Origin of the sequence: Pedobacter sp. (genome assembly GCF_031119335.1) — a bacterium.
GTDB lineage: Bacteria > Bacteroidota > Bacteroidia > Sphingobacteriales > Sphingobacteriaceae > Pedobacter.
In genome coordinates this window covers 36,039-53,309 of record NZ_JAVHXT010000010.1, presented here as the reverse complement: position 1 = coordinate 53,309, position 17,271 = coordinate 36,039, and the positions used below count along the sequence as shown (strand labels likewise).

The 17,271-nt window shown below is 37.6% G+C and carries 14 protein-coding genes; 7 read left to right on the top strand and 7 right to left on the bottom strand.

Annotated elements, in window-relative coordinates:
• The first annotated feature begins 6 nt into the window (after nucleotides 1–6).
• Together REI64_RS11840 and REI64_RS11835 are read left to right on the top strand one after the other, a co-directional pair.
• Nucleotides 7–990 (top strand): metallophosphoesterase, encoded by a 984-nt coding sequence (locus REI64_RS11840; RefSeq protein WP_308850334.1) that lies wholly within the window; start codon nucleotides 7–9, stop codon nucleotides 988–990.
• 251 nt (nucleotides 991–1,241) lie between these two features.
• Nucleotides 1,242–1,637, top strand: a complete 396-nt coding sequence (locus REI64_RS11835; RefSeq protein WP_308850333.1) for a hotdog domain-containing protein — start codon at nucleotides 1,242–1,244, stop codon at nucleotides 1,635–1,637.
• A 126-nt stretch (nucleotides 1,638–1,763) separates the two neighbouring features.
• On the opposite strand, the gene REI64_RS11830 is transcribed toward REI64_RS11835, so the two are convergent.
• The 6 genes from REI64_RS11830 to REI64_RS11805 all read right to left on the bottom strand — a co-directional run bounded on the left by REI64_RS11830 (nucleotide 1,764) and on the right by REI64_RS11805 (nucleotide 6,458).
• Nucleotides 1,764–2,270, bottom strand: a complete 507-nt coding sequence (locus REI64_RS11830) for a shikimate kinase (protein WP_308850332.1) — start codon at nucleotides 2,268–2,270, stop codon at nucleotides 1,764–1,766.
• 55 nt (nucleotides 2,271–2,325) lie between these two features.
• The gene (locus REI64_RS11825) at nucleotides 2,326–2,691 is read right to left on the bottom strand and encodes a four helix bundle protein (protein WP_308850331.1); all 366 of its coding nucleotides are present in this window, start codon (nucleotides 2,689–2,691) and stop codon (nucleotides 2,326–2,328) included.
• A gap of 127 nt (nucleotides 2,692–2,818) precedes the next feature.
• Nucleotides 2,819–3,874: an ABC transporter permease gene (locus REI64_RS11820; protein ID WP_308850330.1), complete on the bottom strand. Its 1,056-nt coding sequence runs from the start codon at nucleotides 3,872–3,874 to the stop codon at nucleotides 2,819–2,821.
• Nucleotides 3,874–5,025 carry a BT_3928 family protein gene (locus REI64_RS11815; protein ID WP_308850329.1) on the bottom strand — a complete coding sequence of 384 codons (1,152 nt, stop codon included), beginning with the start codon at nucleotides 5,023–5,025 and terminating at the stop codon, nucleotides 3,874–3,876. The genes REI64_RS11820 and REI64_RS11815 overlap by 1 nt, the downstream gene beginning before the upstream one ends.
• Before the next feature lie 132 nt (nucleotides 5,026–5,157).
• Nucleotides 5,158–5,904 (bottom strand): phytanoyl-CoA dioxygenase family protein, encoded by a 747-nt coding sequence (locus REI64_RS11810; RefSeq protein ID WP_308850328.1) that lies wholly within the window; start codon nucleotides 5,902–5,904, stop codon nucleotides 5,158–5,160.
• Between the two features lie 11 nt (nucleotides 5,905–5,915).
• Complete coding sequence (locus REI64_RS11805) at nucleotides 5,916–6,458, bottom strand: DUF1599 domain-containing protein (protein ID WP_308850327.1); 543 nt, start codon at nucleotides 6,456–6,458, stop codon at nucleotides 5,916–5,918.
• Nucleotides 6,459–6,627: 169 nt separating this feature from the next.
• On the opposite strand from REI64_RS11805, the gene folP reads away from it, so the two are divergent.
• The 5 genes from folP to REI64_RS11780 all read left to right on the top strand — a co-directional run bounded on the left by folP (nucleotide 6,628) and on the right by REI64_RS11780 (nucleotide 14,036).
• Nucleotides 6,628–7,482: a dihydropteroate synthase gene (gene folP, locus REI64_RS11800; protein ID WP_308850326.1), complete on the top strand. Its 855-nt coding sequence runs from the start codon at nucleotides 6,628–6,630 to the stop codon at nucleotides 7,480–7,482.
• Between the two features lie 111 nt (nucleotides 7,483–7,593).
• The gene (gene cdaA, locus REI64_RS11795) at nucleotides 7,594–8,385 is read left to right on the top strand and encodes a diadenylate cyclase CdaA (RefSeq protein WP_308850325.1); all 792 of its coding nucleotides are present in this window, start codon (nucleotides 7,594–7,596) and stop codon (nucleotides 8,383–8,385) included.
• A 300-nt stretch (nucleotides 8,386–8,685) separates the two neighbouring features.
• Nucleotides 8,686–11,184 (top strand): YfhO family protein, encoded by a 2,499-nt coding sequence (locus tag REI64_RS11790; RefSeq protein ID WP_308850324.1) that lies wholly within the window; start codon nucleotides 8,686–8,688, stop codon nucleotides 11,182–11,184.
• 135 nt (nucleotides 11,185–11,319) lie between these two features.
• On the top strand, nucleotides 11,320–12,042 hold the full coding sequence (locus REI64_RS11785) for an EcsC family protein (protein WP_308850323.1): 723 nt from the start codon (nucleotides 11,320–11,322) through the stop codon (nucleotides 12,040–12,042).
• 368 nt (nucleotides 12,043–12,410) lie between these two features.
• The gene (locus REI64_RS11780) at nucleotides 12,411–14,036 is read left to right on the top strand and encodes an ATP-binding cassette domain-containing protein (RefSeq protein ID WP_308850322.1); all 1,626 of its coding nucleotides are present in this window, start codon (nucleotides 12,411–12,413) and stop codon (nucleotides 14,034–14,036) included.
• Between the two features lie 219 nt (nucleotides 14,037–14,255).
• Here the strand turns inward: REI64_RS11780 and REI64_RS11775 are convergent, their stop codons facing one another.
• Nucleotides 14,256–17,138, bottom strand: a complete 2,883-nt coding sequence (locus REI64_RS11775) for a TonB-dependent receptor (RefSeq protein ID WP_308850321.1) — start codon at nucleotides 17,136–17,138, stop codon at nucleotides 14,256–14,258.
• Between the last annotated feature and the right edge of the window lie 133 nt (nucleotides 17,139–17,271).

Genomic DNA, 17,271 nt, shown 5'->3' with positions numbered 1-17,271 from the left:
AGCTAAATGAAAGCCGCTACTTTTACCATTCTTTTCCTACTCACATTCATTTGTTCTTCTTGGCAAAAACCAAATCCAAGCAAACCAAAAACAATCAAGATTGCAGTCATTAGCGATTTAAACTCTAGTTACGGTTCTACCAAATACCATCCAGATGTTTACGCCACTTTAAAAGAACTCGATAACATTAAACCTGACATCATTTTATGTGGCGGCGATATGGTAGCCGGACAAAAAGCATCCATTACAGCAGAACAAACGCAAGCAATGTGGAGCAGTTTCGATGAAAATGTGTTAAAGCCCATCCAACAAATGAAAATCCCTTTCAGTTTTACGGTTGGCAATCACGATGCATCTCCATCTTACCAACAAGACCGTAAATTGGCACAAGATTTTTGGTTAAGCAAACAACAGCAGTTAGGATTAAAGTATATCGATAAGACAAATTTTCCTTTCCATTTCAGCTATCAACAAAACGATATTTTCTTTATCAGTTGGGATGCAGCAGGAGCTAAGGTAAATCCGGAAATATTTAAATGGATGGAAAAGCAATTACAATCTAAAGCAGCAAAGAAAGCAAAGCTGAGGATATTACTAGGTCACTTACCGCTTTACGCTATTGTAGCTAGTAAAAACAAAACTGGCGAAGTATTAGCTGACAACGAAACCACCGCCAATTTCTTTAAAAAACATGGTATCGATTTGTATATCAGCGGACACCAACATGCCTATTACCCTGCTTTTTCGGATAATTTAAGATTACTTAACGCAGGCTGTATCGGCGAAGGGCCGCGACCGCTTTTAGGCGACAATGTACCAGCCACAAGAGCTTACACCATTATCGAAGTTCCAGTTCATAATGTTAAACAGTTTTCTTACAAAACTCACATTCCCAACACAGGAAATACAATTGAGCTTTCGCACTTACCAGATAGCGTAGTTGGTTTTAATGGAGTTTCGAAGAAAGATGTACAAGCAAAGACACCATAACCCTCTCTGCCTTATCAGGCATCTCTCCCTAAAAGAAGGGAGAGAAAAGCAATATTAAAGAAACTACATAACAAGTTTCATTTGTTGGGAAAGAAAAAAATAGAAAGATACGAAAATGTAACACCCACAATATTGGCTCCCTACTTTCTCTCCTTTTCAAGGAGAGATGTCCAAAGGACAGAGAGGTTTTACTACTTACAGCTTTAAATCAGATTAAGAAACCTTAAATTAGCCTCAAAAAACAACATACAATGAATTTCCACACCCGTAAATGGATTAAGCCCGAAGATTTAAACCCAAATGGCAGCCTTTTTGGTGGTAGCTTACTTAAATGGATAGATGAAGAAGCTGCTATTTATGCAATGTGCCAGCTTGAAGCTCCACGTGTAGTAACCAAACTTATTTCCGAAATCAACTTCGTTTCTTCAGGCAAACTAGGCGACATTGTAGAAATGGGTATGACGGCTTCAGAATTTGGAAGAACATCAATTACATTAAAATGTGAAGTGAGAAACAAAATCACTAAAAAAGCAATCTTGACTATAGACAAAATGGTTTTTGTAAATGTGAACGAACGTAGCGAACCTATTCCTCACGGCAAAACAAAAATCAGAAAAATGGACGAAAAGTTGGAGAATATGGGGTAGTTTGGTTATCAGTATTGCTTTAATATGTTCGTCATTCTGAATTTATTTCGGAATCGTAATGCAATAAAAAAATGCTTTAAGATCCCCGCATACGCGAGGATGACGCATAAATGAACGTAAATAGAATTAGTCCTTAAGTTTCTCTATCTCCTCTAACAAAACTTTGGGCTCTAAATCAAAAGAATTAATGGTCAATTTAGATTGGTGGTAGAAAACGTTTCTTTCCTCAAGCTTTCCAATAATAAAAGTCAGTAATTGCTCATCGTCCATACCTTTTATTAAAGGTCGTTTTTCTCTATTATGTAAACGTGAAACCAGTTGTGGTGGTGTCATCTCCAAATAAACAGTGATACCATTTGCATTCATCCATTCCATGTTATCCAAAAAACATGGTAAACCACCACCTGTAGCTACTACGCAAGTTTCAGGATAATCATAAGACTTTAGTATTTCATTCTCCAACTGACGAAAAGCAGCTTCGCCATTGGCAGCGAAGTAATCAGCTATGCTCATACCCTGCTGCTCTACAATTACGGCATCAATATCTATTACTGGGCATTCTAATAAATTAGCTAGTTGTTTTGCTTTGGTGCTTTTGCCGCAGCCCATAAATCCTACTAGGAAAATCTTCATTTGTTGTTTAACTGTTTAAATTGGTTATTTGGTTAATCGTTACCGGAACAATTGTTTAATCACTTTTCAAAATTGATTTCCTTAAAGCATTTAGCTTGTTTGCTATTTCATCTAATTTCAACCTAAAATATTCATATTCCTCGTTAGTGATGAACTCTAAATCAAATGCACCAACAATGTGATTAACGGTTTCAATAGCACTAGAATAAGACATTGTAATAAAATGAGCCTTATCTTTGGCGGTAATTCTAGCTGAACCTTCTGCTAAACAATCTCCAATGCTACTTGCCGAACGTTTTATTTGACTAGTCAGTCCAAATAGTTCTTCTTTAGGGAACTTCTTTGTGAGGAGGTAAATTTCTTTTCTAAATATTCTGGCCTTTTGCCAAGTTTCTAGTTTTTCAAAGGAGTAGATATGCATATGCTGGTTAATTGGTTAATCGTTAAAACTGGTTAATTGAGCATACTTGCAATTTAACAATTTGCAGAATAAGCGAGCAGCCTAACAGTTAACCAATTAACCGATTTAAACGATTAACCAATCCCCACTACGCTAGTTTCACTCTCGGGTCTATCCAAGCATACAACAAATCTACCAAGATATTTACCACCACAAAAACAAAAGCAATGAACAAAATTGAGCCCATTACCACTGGAAAATCCGACATTTCTAAAGCGTAAACTGTAGTGCGACCCAAACCGTTGTAACCGAAAATGTACTCTACAAAGAACGAACCTGCCAATAAAGAAGCAAACCACCCAGAAATTGCGGTAATTACCGGGTTAAGTGCATTTTTTAAAGCGTGTTTATAGATTATCGTTTTACGGGATAAACCTTTTGCCCTTGCGGTACGGATGTAATCTTGCGAAAGCACATCTAACATCGCACTGCGGGTTAACTGCACAATAATGGCCAGCGGACGAAGACCCAACGTAATCATCGGCAACCATAAATTTCTTAGTGTGATGATTTCTCCCTCGAACGGGTCGTAGCTATATAAACTGCCACTCATATTTAAACCCGTATAATCTGAAAGTACAAAACCAAAGAACCAAGCAATGATAATTCCAGCAAAAAAAGCAGGCGCTGAAATTCCTAAAATGGCAAACATATTAGCTGCTTTGTCAATCCAAGTGCCTTTATAAACTGCAGACAGTACACCTAAGAACACACCAATAATGGTGGCAAAAATCATCGCAGTTAATGCCAAAACAAAAGTATTCGGTACAGTTTCTCCCAATATAGTAGTTACATCTCTTTTGGTTTGATAAGAGCGACGCAGGTAGGGCTTTTTTAAAACCCAAGCATCATCGCCAATTTTAAACATTTTTACGTAACCGTATTTCTCTTGGTTTTCTGGCGTATTTTCATGAACACTAATTGGAGACAGGTCATTCACATATAAAAAGAACTGCACAGGTTTCGATTTATCCAGTCCAAATTCTTTGCGCACCGCTTCTAAAGATTGTACATCAGAGCGTTGCCCCATAGTCATACGAGCAGGGTCGCCAGGTAAAATATTGAACAGCACAAACACCACAGCTACCACACCTGCCATTACCGCAAGTCCGTATAATAATTTTCTGAGTGCGTAGATGCCCATTATTTTGCGAAGTATTTTTCTGTGAAGCTATCAAACGAAGGTAATGAATGGTAATGCCATTTGTTCACAATGACACCATTTTTTAATAAAAGTACTCCTGGATTGGCACGGACCATACTTTTTAGAGGCACCGCATCTGCATAGAATACTTCCATAAACAGCTTCATGCGTTTACTAAATTTCTCTGCGTCCTTTGCAGAGTTCGAGGTTAGCAATACGGTACGGATGTTAAATTGCTCTGCTGCATTTAGAGCCAATGCATTTGCTTCAGCAATGGCATCTTCATTAGTTTCGTTGAGGTTATACGCCACCACCACCAAGTTATAGTAAGGATTTTCGACAATCTCCTTGGTATAATCTGTTCCCGAAGCGTCGGTAATCATTAGGTCTTTGATTTTCACATCATAACCTTTTTTAATCAGTTTTTTAGATGGAGAACCCACCACTTCCCAATTTTCATCTTTCCAAACTTCTTTAGACATGTAATCCTTATCACTCATGGTTTGGGTTTCGCCAGTCTTTTTATGTTTCAAATCGTACATAATCAGGTACTCATCTACTGGCGCACCTTCAGGAATTTTCATGTTTTCTGGAATACTAGAACCAATTTTGTATGGAAGGAAATCAATAACTGGCAACCTAGTATAAGTAAAAGTGCTAAACAGTAAAGATGCTGTAAAAACACCGCCAAATATCCCACTTTGTACTCCTGGCTTTTCAGAAATAGGTTTTATTAAACTTCTATTGAGATAAATAAACACAATTAGCACTAACAATACCACATCTTTACCGAACGATTGCCAAGGTGTTAAAGGAATGGCATCGCCAAAACAACCGCATGAAGTAACTACTTTAAATGCTGCCGATACAAAAGTTAGGAAAGTGAAAAAGATAATAGTAGCTAACAAACCTTTCACCACAAAATTTCGGAAGATGCCAAATAGTAAAAGTGCACCAAATACAATTTCTAGTATGCAAAGCAATACAGCAATTCCAGTTGCCCAACCATTTAAAAAACTGATATGGAAAACCTCGAAATACTCTTGTAATTTATAACCAAAACCTAGCGGGTCGTTGGCTTTTATCAATCCTGAAAAGATAAACAGGATGCCTACAAACCATTTTGAGAAGTGAAAAAGTGCTTTTTTCATATATTTTGTTTTGCCGTCATTTCGAACGAAGAGTAACGTAGTGAGAAATCTAACAATCTGCTAGATTTCTCCTTCGTCGAAATGACGATATTTTTATTTTTGAAAAGCTAGAACGGCATTGCTCCTATTTGCTTAATTTAATCTCTCCGACCATTGAAGCCCTGCTGGCAAGTCAACGTCAGAAAACTCTATGTGTATTACTCTTCTTTTTTGTCCGTTAGTTGTTCTGCTTGAACTGTGTAAAGTTAAAGGCTTCATCAACATTACTCCTCCTTTTTTCACTTCACAAATTGTTTCTTTTTCAACTTCCCAATTAATGGTTTCAGGTCGATAAATATTTTTCAAATGCGATTGAGGAATAACTTTTAAGGCACCATTATTTTCGTCAGTATCATCTAAATGAATTCTAATGGTAAAATTCCTTTGTAAAATAGCCAATGGCGGCTGCACAGCAAACTGACCTTGCTTTGTTGTCCATGGTCCAAAACCTTCCAATTCTGTTTTCTTATCGACAGAAATAGTTAAATCTTGATGATAAGAAACATACCAATTAGATTTTTCTGGTTTATCGAAATAAATGCTTTTAACCACAAAAAAACTTTCACCAAAGACTTCTGTTATCAGATTTTTCAGCTTGTCATTAAAAACAATTTCTTTTACTTCAGGAACCTCTTTCAAGAACTGTCTAATCGCAAATAAGTCCTCCGATTTCCTAAAAGTAGCTCTATCGCTATCTTTCGAAGCAATGAGTGCTAATATTTGCAACACTTCAGCTTCAGAGTAAATATCATTTACAATAGAAAATCCAAATTCATCTAGCTCATCCTTTGTTGATAAAGCTTGCCTTTTCGCTATAGAATTTGAACTTTGGATTTCCAATTTTTTACTTTTTATGCCACCCCTAATTTAATCAATGCAAACACCGCGTAATTCAACATATCTTGATAATTTGCTTTGATGCCTTCTGATGCTAAAGTCTGTCCATCGTTATCTTCGATTTGCTTCACTCTCAAAATCTTCATCAAAATCAAATCAGTTAAAGAACTGATGCGCATATCTCTCCACGCCTCGCCATAATCGTGGTTTTTATCCATCATTAGGTCTTTGGTTTCTTTAACCCTCGCATCGTAGTAAGTTTCAGTAACATCTACAGCTAGTTCGTTAGGCTCATCTTTATCCAACTCCAATTGCAAAATAGCCATTACACAATAGTTAATAATTCCGATATATTCCGAAACCACACCCTCTTCTACTTTAGAAACCTTTTTCTCCTCTAAAGTTCTAATGCGCTGCGCTTTGATAAAGATTTGGTCGGTAATAGATGCCGGACGTAAAATGCGCCAAGCCGTACCGTAATCTTTTGTCTTTTTAATAAAAAGCGATTTACAAACCGCAATGACGTTATCGTATTCTAGAGATGTATTTGCTGCCAAAACAATTAAAATATTTAATTTTGGAACCGTAGAGGCGATAAAAATTGCTTCATTTCGACAAGGAACGAGGAGAAATCTAGCACCTTAAAAGGCTTAAAAACAGATTTCTCTCTACGTTCGAAATGACGAAATGCTCATTAAGACATCTCTACGTAACCGTTGTTAACTGATGGCTAAAGATACATTTTTAAACCGAAAACAAACGCTAAACTGTAAAGGCAAGTTGATTGATATCAGCAAACCTTCGGTAATGGCAATCCTAAATATCACTCCAGATTCGTTCTACAATAAAAGCAGGGTAAGCTCTGTAGATGACGCACTACGAAGCGTAGAAAACTTCATCAAAGCTGGTGCGAAGTTCATCGATTTAGGTGCTTATTCTTCTCGTCCGGGCGCAGCCGATGTAAATGAAACAGAAGAAATTGAGCGTTTGGTTCCAATAGTTGAAGCGATTAACAAAGCATTCCCCGAAACATTAATCTCTGTAGATACTTTTAGAGCGAAAGCTGTTGAAGAAGCCATTAACGCAGGCGCACACATCATTAACGACATCGCCGCTGGCAACTTAGACGATAAAATGTTCGAAACTGTAGCGAAACTGCAGGTGCCCTACATTATGATGCATATGAAAGGTACGCCGCAGAATATGCAAGAAAGCCCGAGCTATGAAAATGTAACAAAGGAAGTTTTTAGTTATTTCAGTGAAAAAATCAAAGAATTAACGTCACTTGGTGTAAAGGATATCATCATAGATCCAGGCTTCGGCTTTGCCAAAACTTTGAACCATAACTACGAGCTTTTAAGGAATATGCAAATGCTCAACTTCTTCGAATTGCCTTTGTTGGTTGGTTTTTCCAGAAAATCGATGATTACCAAAGCACTGAATATCAAAACTGAAGACGCATTAAACGGAACAACTGTACTCAATACTACGGCCCTACTTAAAGGAGCAAATATTTTACGTGTACACGATGTAAAGGAAGCCTTAGAGTGCGTGGAGTTGGTTAATCGCTGTTTTGGTTAATCGTTAAAATTGGTTAACTGGTTAATTGTTGAATAGCATAGGAACCAATTGTGCAGTTAACCAATTCAAACAGTTTCAACAATTAACCTATATTACCTATCTTGTACAACAATGGAAATTTTTGACTTCGATTTTTTAAATATAACCTGGATAAACGTAATAGATATTGCCTTGGTGGCTATTCTCATCTATTACATTTACAGCCTTATACGCAACACCTTGGCCGTTAACTTGGTATTGGGCATGGTGATCATTGTACTCGTTTACTACGTAGTAAAAGGTCTTCGCATGGAATTGCTAGAAGCCATCATCAACAAATTTATGAGTGTGGGTATTTTGGCGATGGTTATCATTTTTCAACCCGAAATAAGACGATTTTTACTCCATCTCGGAAAAACAACTTTTCTGCAAAAAAACAAAGCTTGGTGGGGCTATTTGTTTGGAAACAAAAGTGCAGAGCAAGACAACCTTTTGCGTATAAAACCAATAATTGATGCCTGTAAAAGCATGAAAAAATCACGTACTGGTGCCTTAATGGTATTTGTAAAATATTATGACGATGAATTTTTCACCAACAGTTGTGAATTAATTGACAGTAAAATCTCTAAAAGATTACTGGAAAGTATCTTCCAAAAACATAGCCCTTTACACGATGGCGCAGTAGTAATTTCCGAAAATAAAATTAAAAGTGCAAGTTGCATTCTTCCATTAACAGATAACAACAAACTACCAGCACAATTTGGATTAAGACACAGAGCTGGTATCGGAGTTTCTGAAGCTACCGATGCTGTAGCGGTTATTATTTCTGAAGAAACTGGTGAAATTGCTTATGCCAAACAAGGTCGAGTACGTATGAATGTTTCTTTTGGGGAATTGGAGAAATTGCTAAATAAGGATTTTTAAGTTGGTTGGAATGTTGAAAGGTTACAAGGTTGCACTTACCAATGTGATATCGTCATTCCCGTGAAAACGGGAATCGTAAAGCGATATACTTTTTTATACCTTTTTTAGCATTACGATTGCCAGTCAAGCTGGCAATGACGAACTACATACCCTACCTTCACAAAATTTTCTTCTTAATCTGCTTCAAATTTCTATTTTTGGGCTGAGTTAAAAATGAATATAAAATATCCATGTTTCCAAAAACACAACAAACGCTACATGGCTATTCCATATAACAATTAAAAATATCATTAACCACATATGAATAATTGGTTCAATAAAAATGGCATCCACTTAGCCATTCTAGCAGCATTTGTTGTTATCTGTTTCGTCTATTTTAGTCCAGTTTTGCAAGGTAAAGCACCAGCGCAGAGCGATGTGATCCAATCTAAAGCCATGCAAAAAGAAATCATGGAGTACAAAGAGAAGGATGGCAAAGGGCCACTTTGGACAAATCAAATGTTTGGCGGCATGCCAGCTTATCAAATCTGGGTACAATATGCCTACAACGGTGCAACTTATGGCATTGCATTAATTACAAAAGCACTTCCAAATCCCGTTGGTACGGTTTTATTATTGCTAGTTGGTGCTTATTTTCTATTCATCACGTTAAAGGTTAACCCCTGGCTGGCAGCAGCAGGTGCCATAGCATTTGCTTTTACCACCTACAACTTTGTACTAATTGCCACAGGCCACAGCAATAAAGCTTTAGCTATTGGCTTTTTTGCACCAATAATTGCAGGTATTTTAATGACTTTGCGAGGCAGGTATCTGCTTGGAGCAAGTTTAACTGCAATGTTTTTAGCATTAGAAATTAGGGCTAATCACGTACAAATGACTTACTACCTATTCCTCTCTTTGTTAATTTTAGTAGGGATAGAACTATATCAAGCTTATAAAAACAAAACCTTACCTGCTTTTGGTAAAGCGGTTGGTTATTTAGCAGGCTCGGTAGTAATTGCGGTGATGATTAATGCCAGCTTATTATGGACAACCTCAGAATATGCAGCAGAAACTAACCGAGGAAAATCTAATTTAACTTCAACAGAAGCGGGCTCAAAGGAAAAAGCTGGTATGAGCAAAGATTATGCTTACGCTTGGAGCCAAGGCGTGGGCGAAAGCTTTACCTTCTTAATTCCTAACTTATACGGAGGTGCTACGGGCATAAGTGAATTAGTAAAACCGGAAAGCAATTTATTCAAAGCTGTTTCAGCAGATTTTGCTGGTGGCGATCCGGGTCAAACCACGCAAATCATACAGCAACTAGCACAAGGTTTTAATATGCAAGAGTACTGGGGCGAAAAACCCGGCACTTCTGGAGGATATTACTTTGGAGCCATCGCCTGTTTCTTATTTATCTTCGGCCTATTCATTGTTCGTAGCAGGTTAAAATGGTGGATATTAGCGACAACCGTATTATTCATTTTACTTTCATTCGGTAAAAATTTCCCACTAGTATCTGATTTATTTTACGATTATTTCCCACTTTACAACAAATTTAGAGCAGTAGAATCTATATTAGCAGTAGTTGGTTTAATGGTGCCAATTTTAGCATTCTTAGCTTTGAAAGAAGCACAAGAAGGTAAACTTGAACAAAAAGAATTAGTTAAAAAACTGACTTGGTCGGCGGGTATAACTGGTGGTTTTGCATTAATTGTTGCCATTGCTCCTACCCTATTCTTCAGCTTTAAAACAAATAACCACGCCGAAATTTTACAAGCTTTAACACAAGCACTACAGAATAATGCAGGTGCAGCACAGAAGCTGATGAATGCATTGATTGAAGATCGTGCGGCTATTGCCCGTGCAGATGCTTTCCGAGCATTTTTGTTTATCGCAATTGGTTACGGTATTGTTTGGGCTTTCATTACTAAAAAATTGAATGCAAATCTAGCTTTCGGATTATTAGCTGTTGCTGTTTTAATTGATATGTGGCAAGTAGACCGCAAATACCTGAACAAAGATAATTTTGAAAGCAAATCTACCTTGGCAAATTATTTCCAACCTAGGGATATCGATAATTTGATTTCGAGCGATAAAGACCCTCACTACAGAGTTTACGATCAAACCGTGAACACATTTAGTGATGCTAGTATTTCTACTTTTCACAAAACTATTGGGGGGTATCACGCAGCAAAACTGAAGAGGTACGATGAGTTAATTCAGCATCAATTCTCTAAGAGTGTAAACCAAGATGTGTTGGACATGCTGAACACGAGATACTTTATTACTCAAGATCCTCAAAATGGTTCGTACAAAATGAATAGAAATGCTACTGCTTTAGGTAATGCTTGGATTGTGAAGAGCGTGCAGTTCGTTAAAAATTCTGATGAAGAAATGAAAGCGATCAGCAGTTTCGATCCAAAGCAGGAAGCTATTGTTGATGAGCAGTACAAAAAATTATTAGACACAACCCGTTTGGGTGCAGATCCAACGGCATTTATCAAGTTAGAGAAATACCACCCAGATCACATGGAATATAGCTACAGTGCACCTAGAGATGTAATTGCAGTATTTTCTGAAGTTTACTACGATAAAGGCTGGAATATGTACATCGATGGCGAGCAAAAGCCTTATTTCAGAGCTGACTATGTATTAAGAGCCGCTCAATTACCTGCCGGAAACCATAAAGTTGAATTTAAATTTGAGCCTAAGTCTTATTATACAGGCGAGAAAATTTCGTTAGCGGGAACTATCCTCCTTTTACTTTGCTTAGGCTTTGCAGGTTACAGCGAAACCAAGAAGAAAAAAGCAGCTTAAAAAGCGACATATAACTAGAAGCCCTCTGATAAAAAAATCGGAGGGCTTTTTTGTGCAACAACGTTTCTTATTTATCCTCCGAAGTGTAACATCAGTCAACTTTTGTTGCTCTAAGATGTTGTTAATCCAACAGCCATGCAAAACTACCAACAGCAAATAGAACTAGAACTCCAATTTTGGAAACTAGAAGTGATGAAAAAACCATCGCTCATGGGAAATATTGCGACAAAGGTTCAGGGGAAAATTAACAGTTACATTCCGCAGAAAGTACATAAGGCAATTACCGTAACTATTAAGCAGATGGTTAAAGCGGTGTTATTTGGTTCAGAAATTACCAGTTCTAATATGCCGCCTGAAGAAATGAGTTTGATCCATAGAGAAGCTTTAGTGAAATCAAAAATTGACAGCTATTGTAAAACTGGCGCAGCCGAAGGTGGCATTACCGGTGCGGGAGGCTTTTTAATGAGTATGGCAGATTTCCCAATATTAATTGCCATTAAGATCAAGCTACTTTATGAAGTTGCTGCACTTTACGGTTTCGACACTAGTGATTTCCGAGAACGATTGTACATCCTGCATATTTTTCAAATGGCGTTTTCTAGCCAAGCGGGCAGTCAGAAAGTATTGGCACAAATGGAGAATTGGGAAGACAAGCTCTTTTTACTTCCAGAAAGCGGAGATGGTTTCGACTGGCAGACATTTCAGCAAGAATACCGCGACTACATTGATTTAGCGAAACTAGCCCAATTACTTCCCGTTGTGGGTGCTGCAGTTGGTGCGGTGGCCAATTACCACTTAATTAAAAAGTTGGGTAAAACCGCAATGATGTGTTACAGAATGAGGATGCTTGGCGACTAACCTTTGTCAATCTTAATTTGAAATGTTTAGAAGATTGACAAAGTTACGGCAGTTTAGCACAGCCCAAAGTCCTGCGATTGTTGCAATGCCTTTGTTATTCAAACCCAATCCTTTTTGTTACGTCATTTCGAACGCAGAGAGAAATCTGTTACATAGAAGCTTCTAACTTTTAGATTTCTCTCTGCGTTCGAAATGACGATGGATGGAACACAAAAAGATTACAGCAAAAAGCCCCAAAGGGGTTCCTTGGGAAAGGGGCTACAATTGCCAAGAACTTCCAACTTTGTTTTCCAAAAAAAACACCATTAGCCTTAAACCTTTCAGCTTCCACCTTTTTTAACTACCTTTGCGGCTTATTTTTCAGCAACATGATTTCAGTTTCAAACCTATCGCTACGTTACGGAAAACGTACACTTTTCGAAGATGTTAACCTAAAATTTACGCATGGCAACTGTTATGGCGTAATTGGTGCCAACGGCGCAGGTAAATCTACTTTTATGAAGATTTTATCTGGCGATGTGCAACAAACTAGTGGTACGGTGGCATTTACACCTGGCGAACGTATGGCTGTGCTTAAGCAAAACCACTACGAGTTCGATGAATTTCCGGTAATTGAAACCGTAATGATGGGACACAAGCAATTGTACGACATCATGAAAGAAAAGGACGCTATCTATATGAAAGAAGATTTCACGGAAAAAGATGGCGAACGTGCTGGAGAACTAGAAAATCTTTTTGCCGAAATGGATGGTTGGAACATGGAAAGCAATGCTGCTACGATGTTGAGCAACCTTGGCATTAAAGAAGAATTTCACCATAAATTATTGAAAGAATTAGACGGTAACCAAAAGGTACGTGTGTTATTGGCACAGGCTTTATTTGGTAATCCTGATATTTTATTGCTGGATGAGCCCACCAACGATTTGGATATCGATACCATTGCTTGGTTGGAAAATTTCTTGGCAGATTACCAAAATATCGTATTGGTAGTAAGTCACGATAGGCACTTTTTAGATGCAGTTTGTACGCACATTGTAGATATAGATTTCAGCAAAATGAGCATTTACACTGGTAACTACAGTTTCTGGTACGAAAGTTCTCAGTTGGCTTTGAAACAACGTTCTGACCAAAACAAAAAACTAGAAGACAAGGTAAAAGAATTGCAGGAGTTCATCCGTAGGTTTAGTGCGAATGCGTCTAAATCTAAACAGGCAACTTCACGTAAGAAAGCTTTAGATAAAATCGATATCTCGGAAATTAAAGCATCGAGCCGCAAGTACCCAGCTATTATGTTTAACAATAATGGTGCTCGTGAAGCTGGTGATCAAATTCTACAGGTCGAAAAATTAGGCAAAACGGTAAACGGCGAAGTTTTCTTTAAGGACATCAGCTTTATGGTGAACAAAGGAGATAAAATTGCAGTGCTTTCTCAAAACAGTTTGGCTACCGCAGCTTTTTATGAAATATTAAACGGTAACGATAAAGATTACACTGGTGAGTTTAAGTTTGGTGTAACCATTAGCATAGCTGATATCCCTAACGATAACACTGAGTTTTTTGCGAACAAAGACGAGAACTTGGTAGATTGGTTACGTGAGTATTCTGGTACTGATGCTGACGAGCAATTTGTTCGTAGTTTCTTGGGCCGTATGTTGTTCTCTGGCGAGGAAGTAATGAAAAACGTTAAAGTACTTTCTGGAGGTGAGAAAATGCGTTGTATGTTCTCAAGAATGATGTTGCAACAGGCAAACTTCTTAATGTTTGATGAACCAACCAACCACTTAGATTTGGAATCGATTACCGCACTAAACAATGGGATGAAAGATTTTAAAGGCACCATGTTGTTTACTTCACGAGATCATGCTTTGACTGAATCTGTTGCTAACAGAATTATCGAAATCACTCCAAAAGGTATCATCGATAAATTGATGACTTATGACGAATATATCAATAACAGCGAAGTAGCCAAGTTGAGAGAAGAAATGTACAAGTAATTTATAGCTTTAAACTTTGCGTCATTTCGAAGGAGGTACGACTGAGAAATCTGTTACATAGTAGCACAGCCTATCGGTTTCTGCTAATAAACACAGGGATTTCTCCTCCTAACGTTGTCGAAATGACGAACACTAACAAACGCAAAAGCCCCGAGATTTTCTCGGGGCTTTTGCGCTGAATGAACTTTGTCAATCTTCAAAAGATTGACAAAGTTTGCCTTATGGGTTAAACGCCAATGAAACATAATACATTGCACCTACTTCTGGGTTACCATAAGAAGTGATGTAATATTTGTTTAAGATATTTGAACCACCAATTTTAATTACTGAATTAACTGAAGGCATTTTCAAATTCACTTGTGCATCTACAGTTCCAAATGCTGGTACTTCGCCACCTGCAAATGATGAAAACCAAGTAAATCTATCTTGCCAACGATAGTTAACATTGAAACCTACGTTTTTGAAAACTTCGCGGTTGCTTAAACCTAAGTTGTAACGAATTTCTGGTGTGTTGAAATCGTTGTTGTAATCTGCTGGTAGATCTCCAATTTTATTATAAGATACATTACCTGAGAAAGTGTATTTACCTCTAACATAGTCTAAACCAAAGGCACCTCCGTAAGTATTAACTTTGCCAGCAGCATTTACAGGCACGCCAAATTTAACAAAAGTAGGACTTGTAGCTGTACCTTGATTTTGGTAAACATTTACGCCCGTAATAAAGTCTTTATACTCATTGTAGAAACCATATACATCTATTAAGAAGTTTGATCCAAGAAGACCTTTATAACCTAGCTCGTAAGCTTTAACACTTTCTGGACGTACACCTGCTGGATCGAAAGTATATTGTACTAAAGGACCAGTACCAGCAACTGCTTGTCGGTAACTAGCTTCGGTAAAAGGTCTGTTGGTTAACAAATTGTATTTATTTAAAAATGACGGAAGCCCCCCAATTAAACGCTGACTACCACCACCTACTGATAAATCGATATATTGATTTTGCGTAGTAGGGTTACGGAAACCTGTTTGGAAAGAAGCACGAATATTTGAATTTTTAGCAACAGTCCAAACTCCAGTTATACGCGGCGTAAAACGACCTTCGAAGTTTTGGCTTTTATCAAAACGGCCTGCAACAGTTACTTTAAATGACTCTCCAAACTTTTTGCCTAATTGGCCAAAAGCTGCATATTCATCAATATCAATTTCTTGGTTTAAATCATCGAAAATTGTACCGCCAGAGTTTAAATCAAATCTACGAGCCGAAGCACCAACCTGAAACTCTACAGCATTATTAAATAATCTAGAGAAGTTATACATACCTTCATAATGATAAAGGTTTGATTTATCGTTGAATTTTGCACCATAAACGCCAGTATTCATATTTGTTTGGCTGATGTAGGTATTTTTAATTTGACTAGCATAAGTTTCAAACTGAGGTGTTCCAGGCTGAACTCTGTTTGCATCAGCTACATTACGAGCCGCCTGATGTGCTGCAGCATTATCAGCGCCCCCAGCCAATGCTCCTATGTAATTTCCAACGTATTGAGGAAACCAAGCAGTTGAAGCTTTCGTTTTCTCATTCACATAACTTCCCAAAATAGAAGAAATATAAGAGTCTCCAGAACGTTCTTGAGTAGTATAACCTCTAATGTAAAAATCTTCGCCTTTCAATTCCAATTTATATAATCCAATATTGAAATTACGCAATGAATAACGGTCAGAACCTGTATAAACTGATGTTCCTGTTCCCCAATTTGCCATTGCAGATAATTGAACAGTATTACTTAAATTATAATATAGCCCACCAGACATTTTCAGAGACTTTGTATCATAGTCCACTAAATTAATTTCGTCATAACCAGTTCTAGAAACATTTTGGTTAAGAGCTGCATTTAACGCTGGAGTATTAACTCCTGCATAAAACGCACGGGTATTAGCATTTGTCGCCAAAAACGTATTAAGCATACCTAAACGTGTAGCATCTGATTTGAAAGCAGTAATTTGAGCTTCAGTAGGCATTGTAGTACCTGGAATTCCAAGTGCAGCTTTAACGTAACTCGAGGTTCCTGCATTTAAAACAGAATTAGCTACCGCTCTCATATTTTGACTAACTTCATCACCATAAACATTCACCCCATCATAATTTGGATCTGACTGACGCGTGCCTGCCTTTGGCATATTAGCCGCTCTATCAAAGTTAGATTGATTTGTACCAAACCAATCTGTAGCTTGCAAGAAAGAGAAAGCGAACTTGGCACCAAACTTATTATTCCAAGATTTTGCCATGCGCATATCAAATTGTTTAAACTCTTGCGCAGATGTATTAGCATCATTCACGTGGTTTAAACCTGTTTTCATTTGAAAACTCACACCTTGATATTTAAACGGGTCTTTAGAGGTCATTAATAAAGTACCGCTGATACCACCTGCACCATATAATGCTGATGAAGCGCCTGGCAATAACTCTACATTATCAACATCTAACTCTGTAATACCTACAATGTTACCAACAGAGAAGTTTAGGCCTGGTGCTTGGTTGTCCATCCCATCAATTAACTGATTGAAACGAGTGTTACCATTAGCATTAAAACCACGTGTATTGTAAGATCTGAATGTTAAACTTTGCGTACTCATCTCCACCCCTTTGATGTTTTGGATCGCATCGTAGAATGACGGAGCTGCTGCTTCTTTAATCTGCGCTTGTCCCATACGCTCAATGGTTACCGGAGATTCTAAGATACGCTCTGGCGTTCTAGAAGCAGAAACCACCACTTCCTGACCAAGTATTGCACCAGACTCTAACTCGAAGTTTAAACCTGTGGCTGTGCCCGTAACTTGTCTTTCTACCGTATTAAAACCTACAAACGTTACAGATAAGGTAAAGGGAGGTTTTTCGGTTGTAGTAAATGAGAACCTACCATTCTGGTCGGTAGAAGAACCTACCGTTTTCCCTTTCACTGTAACACTTACCCCTGGAATCGGTTCTTTGGTTAGTTTATCGGTAACTGTACCACTAACCACAATACTTTGCGCAATTGCCGCGAACCCGGTCCACAGCAAAACACCAAGCACAAGAATGACTTTAGTAAAAATTTTGTTCATACGTTGAGTAGTTTATATTTGTTTATAACATAAACTTAATACATTTTTTAAAACTTACAAATTAAATTTTATGCAAGCATAGCATTTTAAGGAAAAATAAATTAGATTTAGCTTACTAGTTATTTATAATTAA

What these genes read in the sequence shown, in the direction of transcription:
- REI64_RS11840 (WP_308850334.1), top strand. Translation starts at nt 7, where the DNA reads ATGAAAGCCGCTACTTTTACCATTCTTTTCCTACTCACATTCATTTGT.
- REI64_RS11835 (WP_308850333.1), top strand. Translation starts at nt 1,242, where the DNA reads ATGAATTTCCACACCCGTAAATGGATTAAGCCCGAAGATTTAAACCCA.
- REI64_RS11830 (WP_308850332.1), bottom strand. Translation starts at nt 2,270, where the DNA reads ATGAAGATTTTCCTAGTAGGATTTATGGGCTGCGGCAAAAGCACCAAA.
- REI64_RS11825 (WP_308850331.1), bottom strand. Translation starts at nt 2,691, where the DNA reads ATGCATATCTACTCCTTTGAAAAACTAGAAACTTGGCAAAAGGCCAGA.
- REI64_RS11820 (WP_308850330.1), bottom strand. Translation starts at nt 3,874, where the DNA reads ATGGGCATCTACGCACTCAGAAAATTATTATACGGACTTGCGGTAATG.
- REI64_RS11815 (WP_308850329.1), bottom strand. Translation starts at nt 5,025, where the DNA reads ATGAAAAAAGCACTTTTTCACTTCTCAAAATGGTTTGTAGGCATCCTG.
- folP (WP_308850326.1), top strand. Translation starts at nt 6,628, where the DNA reads ATGGCTAAAGATACATTTTTAAACCGAAAACAAACGCTAAACTGTAAA.
- cdaA (WP_308850325.1), top strand. Translation starts at nt 7,594, where the DNA reads ATGGAAATTTTTGACTTCGATTTTTTAAATATAACCTGGATAAACGTA.
- REI64_RS11790 (WP_308850324.1), top strand. Translation starts at nt 8,686, where the DNA reads ATGAATAATTGGTTCAATAAAAATGGCATCCACTTAGCCATTCTAGCA.
- REI64_RS11785 (WP_308850323.1), top strand. Translation starts at nt 11,320, where the DNA reads ATGCAAAACTACCAACAGCAAATAGAACTAGAACTCCAATTTTGGAAA.
- REI64_RS11780 (WP_308850322.1), top strand. Translation starts at nt 12,411, where the DNA reads ATGATTTCAGTTTCAAACCTATCGCTACGTTACGGAAAACGTACACTT.
- REI64_RS11775 (WP_308850321.1), bottom strand. Translation starts at nt 17,138, where the DNA reads ATGAACAAAATTTTTACTAAAGTCATTCTTGTGCTTGGTGTTTTGCTG.